We start from the raw sequence: 5105 nt of genomic DNA, 5'->3' as shown, positions 1-5105 counted from the left end.
GCAACAATTTGGGACGGGAGCGACGGGTTCGCGGTTGACAAGCGGACACAAACAACTCCACCAAGATCTCGAAGATGCGATCGCCCGTTTAAAAGGCACTGAAGCGGCCTTAGTTTTTAGTTCGGGGTATCTGGCAAATTTGGGGACGATCGCGGCACTAGGGGGCAAAAAAGACCTAATTCTGAGCGATCGCGCCAACCATTCGAGTCTCAAAAATGGGGCGTTATTAAGTGGGGCAATGACGATCGATTACCAGCATGGCGATATGCAGGATCTGCGCCAGCATTTAGAATTACACCGCGCTAATTACCGTCGGTGTACGATCGTCACCGATAGCGTGTTTAGTATGGATGGAGATATCTGCCCGTTGCCAGCACTAATCGAGCTAGCACGGGACTATGGGGCGATGCTGGCGATCGATGAAGCCCATGCCACTGGAGTATTTGGGGCAACTGGTGCGGGCATTGTTGAGCACTACGATCTGGTGGGTCATCCCTTAATCGAAATGGGTACGCTCAGTAAATCGATCGGTAGTTTGGGCGGTTATGTGGCGGGTAGTGCCAGCCTGATCGATTTTCTCAAAAATCGGTGTGCGAGTTGGATTTATACCACCGGATTATCACCCGCAGATACAGCCGCAGCACTAGCCGCGATCGAGATCATTAGCACTACACCCCAACTACGTCAGCAACTGTGGCAAAATGTGACATGCTTAAAACAGCTTTTGACAGAGCGACTGCCCCACTTGCCGCTAATTCCGTCAGCATCACCAATTATTTGTATCGAATTACCAGATGCTCAGACCGCACTGACGATCGGGATTCAACTCCAGCAAGCCGGGATCTTTGCTCCAGCAATCCGTCCCCCTACCGTCCCCACGAGTAGAATTAGACTATCAGTGATGGCTACCCACCAACAGTGGCAATTAGAGCGATTGGTTACGGCCATCGAGCGGATTCTCAGCCCCACCGAAGTGAGTTAAAATAACGATCGACCGGCACCAGCATTTACCAGACGGTCGCAGTCGATCGATTTCGACCTGCTAGCTACTAAGCTTGACAAAGCAGACTCAAAAAAATCACAATATTCGTCACAAAGTAGTGGTGATTTTAGGATTGTTCGCCTAAAAAGTATCGTCATAATTCCCGATATTTATTACTCGATCGCTTACGCCCCGCGCCCACATATTCTCTACCCTCTAATTTAAGTTTTGGCAAAACCAAACTCCCGCTTTGATTTTGAACAGGCAACCCAGGTGACTAAACAATTAGTCCACCAAATGCCCTCATGGTTGCGACTATCGTTCATCCGAAGTTGGGTGTTCTGGGCAATTATTACTCTCGGTATTTCGGGTGGGCTAGTTTATCTGGCCTTGGGCTTGCTGCTCAATCCCAAAGCAGTCCCCAATTGCCCCGAAATCTTCGTACCGATGTCCTCGGCATCCCTGCGCGTATATTGCGGCCAATTGGCAGCCAGCAAGCAAACTTTAAAAGACCTAGTATCGGCACTCAATCTCGTCAAAGATGTTGCCCCCAACGATCCCACCCGCAGCTATATCGATAGCAATGTCCAACGCTGGTCGCTGGCAATTTTGAGATTGGCCGAAGCTACTTATCAAGAGGGGAACTACGATGAAGCCGTCAACGCGGCTAAAAAAATCCCCAAAAATATTCCAGCTTATAAAATCGTGGCCAAACGGTTGGGACAATGGCAAGAAACTTGGACGAAAGGGGTGGCACTCGATCAAGAAACTAGAGCATTATTAAATAGCTCGAAGTGGGTGAATGCTTATGGAGTAGCAGTAAAACTCACCCACCTGAATAATCGGTATTGGGCGACTACTAAATATCAAGAATTAGCCGATCTCGTCCAAATTGCCAAAGCGGATAGCTCCAAATTAGATGAGGCGCGGCAACTGCTCAAGAATAATCCAACTGTCAAATCGCTGCTAACAGCAGTAGAGATGGCTAATAAAATCGATCCCAAAAGCTTCGCCCATACCGAAGCCCAAACGATCGTCACCACAGCAGCCAAACAGATGCTGAAATTAGCCAGAACCAAACTGGATAAACGCGACTGGACAGGCGCACTCGAAATTGCCAATCAGACCCCAGATGCCACTGAAACCAAAACCGAACTCCAGGATCTAATTAGTTTTGCTGAAGCCCAATCTCATTCCGCAAGTGGCAGTATCTCCGAACTCGAAACAGCCATTTCCCTGATCCAAAGCATTAAAGCTAATAGTTCGCTGTACCAACGATCGCAGCAAGCAATGGGCACTTGGCAACTGGAAATTCAAGATCTTGCCACGCTCCAACACGCTCGCAGTCTGGCAAGTACCAGCACTGTTGTCGATCTCCAAGCCGCAATCACCGAAGTACAACGCATTCCTGTCAGCAATCCCCGTGGGAAAGAAGCCGCAGGCGTAGCCAAAGAGTGGCGTCAGCAAATTGAAACAGTTCAAGATACACCTTATCTCCGTACTGCGGACACCTTGGCCGCTAGCGGTACCGTTCAAGGTGTCCAACAGGCGATCGCCCAACTCAATCAAATCCGCCCCGGACGCGCACTCTACGCCCAAGCGCAAGAGAAAAGCAAACAGTGGACGGCGGAGATCCAACGGGCGGAGGATGCCCCGATCCTTCAGCAAGCGGAAAGCTTGGCGGCTACTGGCGATCTCCGGGGTGCGATCTCGATGGCACAACACATTGGCAACGGACGCGCGATGTCCGCACAACGGGAAGAAAGGGTCAACGACTGGCAAGCCCAACTCCAAGCCGCTAACAACCTCGCCGCCGCCCAAAAATTGGCCGATACGGGTACGCCAGAATCCCTCTTAGGTGCGATTAAAGCCGCCGCGCGCGTACCCAAAAGTTCCGCCCTCCGCGCCCAAGCGCGATTGGCGATGGATAATTGGGGCAATCAAATGCTCGAAGTCGCCCAAAGCACTGCCACCAGCGATCTGCGCCGCGCGATCGCGATCGCCAAAGCCATTCCCTCAAATACTTCTTCCTACGGTGCTGCCCAGAATCTGATCCAACAGTGGCAACAGCAGCTTAATCCCACGCCAGAGGCTAGTCCAAATAGTGATGACGGTACAAATGGTGTTTTGGGTAATTAGGCTGCACTGAAGCGGGGAGCGAAAAGTGCGGGAACAGGGGTTTCCCCAAGTGAAGCACCTTTTCAAGACAGCAGGGAGCGGGATCAGACATTGTCACCATCCAGCAACCAGTGGCGGATCGGTTAAGTTAAAAGAGTGTAAGTTTACCCCAACCTGTTGGCTATGGAAATTATTCAGATTCCCGTTTTGTCAGACAATTATATTTTTCTGATGGTCGATCGAGATCGGCAGATTGCGGCAGTTGTCGATCCAGCGGAAGCGGCACCAGTACTCGCCGAATTAGCTCGTCAGCAAGTGCGATTGGTGGCGATTTTCAATACACACCATCATGGCGATCATGTTGGCGGGAATCAAGAATTAATCGCCGCCTTCCCTGCTGTCCGTGTCTATGGCGGTGCCGAAGATCGCGGTCGCATCCCCGGACAGCAAGTATACTTAGTCGATGGCGATCGGGTAGAATTTGGCGCGCGCAGTGGTGAAGTCTTGTTTATCCCCGGACATACTCGCGCCCACATTGCCTACTATTTCCCACCAGTAGCGAGCGATGAGGCTGGCGAACTCTTTTGTGGCGATACGATTTTTGCTGGGGGGTGCGGACGCCTATTTGAAGGGACTCCCGCTCAAATGGTCGGCTCGATGACGAAATTGCGCCAATTACCCGACGATACGCGAATCTGGTGCGCTCATGAGTATACATTGAGCAATCTTAAATTTGCCATCACTGTCGATCCTGACAATCAAGAACTCCAGCAGCGACTAGTTGATGTCACCGCTGCTCGGCAAGAGCTGATTCCGACCGTGCCCACTTGCTTGGGAATTGAAAAGCGTACCAATCCTTTCCTCCGTTGGGATAGTGCCGCCCTCCAAACCAGTGTTGCCAGTCACGATCCGATCGAGACTTTTGCCCGTATTCGTGGTCGTAAAGACCAATTTTAAGTCAGTCGATCGTTAAGTTTTGAGGATGAGACTTTTATCTAGAGATCGTGGTTAACACTTTGACTAAATAAGCTAAGATGTGTTGTGTGTTGAGAGGCAGTGGAGATGAAATTGGTGAAAGTGCAACGGGTAGCAATGCTGGCGATCTCGATCGGGACGAGTGTTTTGGCAACAAGCTGTAGTAGTGGCAAGGTGTCCCAGTGCGCGGACATGATTAAAGTCATCAATCAAACGGTGATCGATACCAAAGATACTACTCAATCTGGCACGAATCTCGATGTCCAAATTGTCGAAAAACTCGTCCAGGTTTTCACTAAAGCGAACAAGGATATGAGTTCCGTCAACCTGAGCGATGAAAAACTCAAGACTTACAAAAGTCAGTTTGTAGCCATGTATCAAGGTGGCACCGAAATTAATCAGCAACTAATTGCCAGCCTCAAGGAGCGCAAATCTACCAAGGTGCAAGAAGGTTTGCGCAAATCCAATAATATTTTCAGTCCCGAACGCGATCTGGCGACCGGACTGACTCAGTATTGCAAAATCCCCGAACAGAAATAGGATCGGCGCGACTCGATCGATCACAATAGCTAAGCTGGTTAAGACACAAACCCGACTTCTTGAAGAAGTCGGGTTTGTAGTAGTAATAGTGCCAACATCTCAAGATAACTAGTTCGCCAACTCTTGCGACCCTAAAGCCTAACACCTACAGCCTAAAACCTAACCCCTATTTCTCATGCTTGACTTCCACCACCATGTGGACGTTGCCGCGTGGCGAAAAATCAGCTCTGACGGTAATCTGATGGGGATCGGCAGTTGCCACAAAATCATCTAAGATTTGATTGGCGGTTTCCTCGTGGGAAATATAGCGATCGCGATAGCTATTGATATATAGTTTCAGTGCCTTGAGTTCGACCACTTTTTGGTCGGGGACGTAACTAATCTCGATCGTCGCAAAATCGGGATAGCCCGAAAAGGGACACTTACAGGTAAACTCTGGCAAACTGATATCGACGTTGTAACGTCGCCCGATCCGAGGATTGGGAAAGGT

General features: G+C 50.0%; 5 protein-coding genes. 4 read left to right on the top strand and 1 reads right to left on the bottom strand.

Annotated features, from left to right (window positions below):
• The 4 genes from RMO27_RS02910 to RMO27_RS02895 form a co-directional block, all read left to right on the top strand.
• The coding region (locus RMO27_RS02910; RefSeq protein ID WP_309728907.1) for an 8-amino-7-oxononanoate synthase at positions 1–982 on the top strand (982 nt) is incomplete at its 5' end.
• A 273-nt stretch (positions 983–1255) separates the two neighbouring features.
• Positions 1256–3121: a chromosome segregation ATPase gene (locus RMO27_RS02905; RefSeq protein ID WP_309728906.1), complete on the top strand. Its 1866-nt coding sequence runs from the start codon at positions 1256–1258 to the stop codon at positions 3119–3121.
• Between the two features lie 162 nt (positions 3122–3283).
• Positions 3284–4057, top strand: a complete 774-nt coding sequence (gene gloB, locus RMO27_RS02900) for a hydroxyacylglutathione hydrolase (protein ID WP_309728905.1) — start codon at positions 3284–3286, stop codon at positions 4055–4057.
• Between the two features lie 105 nt (positions 4058–4162).
• On the top strand, positions 4163–4615 hold the full coding sequence (locus RMO27_RS02895) for a hypothetical protein (RefSeq protein ID WP_309728904.1): 453 nt from the start codon (positions 4163–4165) through the stop codon (positions 4613–4615).
• A 166-nt stretch (positions 4616–4781) separates the two neighbouring features.
• Here the strand turns inward: RMO27_RS02895 and queF are convergent.
• Positions 4782–5105: preQ(1) synthase (gene queF, locus RMO27_RS02890; protein ID WP_309728903.1), on the bottom strand; the 324-nt coding region annotated here is incomplete at its 5' end.

Source organism: Chamaesiphon sp. OTE_75_metabat_556 (assembly GCF_031378165.1).
GTDB lineage: Bacteria > Cyanobacteriota > Cyanobacteriia > Cyanobacteriales > Chamaesiphonaceae > Chamaesiphon.
The sequence above is the reverse complement of the archived record's forward strand: the minus strand, read 5'-3'. Positions and strand labels throughout refer to the sequence as shown.